The organism is Streptomyces sp. P9(2023), assembly GCF_032436795.1.
Taxonomy (GTDB): Bacteria; Actinomycetota; Actinomycetes; order Streptomycetales; family Streptomycetaceae; genus Streptomyces.
Genome location: NZ_JAUPWM010000130.1, coordinates 1 through 557, shown reverse-complemented (window position 1 = coordinate 557; position 557 = coordinate 1). Strand labels below are relative to the sequence as shown.

The following is a 557-nucleotide window of genomic DNA, read 5'->3' as shown; positions in this document are numbered from 1 at the left end:
TGCCGCCAGTTGCAGCATCAGCGACGAGGTTTGCTCCAGAGTGGGCTGGCCTGCCCGAATCTTCTCGAAGATCATGGAGGCGATCTCGAGGCCAGCGAAGGCCAAGCCCACAGCGCCGGCAGCCTTACCGATCTTGCCGAGCGCGCCCACGGCTTGGGGGTGCTCGGTGCGGAGCGCGCCGAGTGCGGTGCGGAACTCGACGGCGGCCGTGGTGGCCTTCATGATGAGGCCCGCGGCGAGCGCGAACCCGCCGAACGCGGCCAGCAGCTTGAGGATCGATGCTGCCATGGTTGGATGCTCGGCGACCGCATTGATCAGCTCAGTCATCCACTGCACCACGCCGCGCAGCGGCGCCTGTGCGTCGGTGCCCATCTTGATCAGCAGTGTCTCCCACGAGCCGCCGAGCACCTGGAGATCGCCGTTGAGATTGTCCAGCAGCCCAGCGGCGACACGCGCCGCGTAGCCGGAGTCGTTGACATTGTTGACCCATTGCTGAATGCCCTCGGCACCCTGCTCGTACAGCACCGAGGCGTTGCGGATCGCGAACGATCCGAAGA

The 557-nt window shown here is 66.1% G+C and carries 1 protein-coding gene; it reads right to left on the bottom strand.

Annotated elements, in window-relative coordinates:
* Positions 1-557: phage tail tape measure protein (locus Q5762_RS36995; RefSeq protein WP_315896700.1), on the bottom strand; the 557-nt coding region annotated here is incomplete at both ends.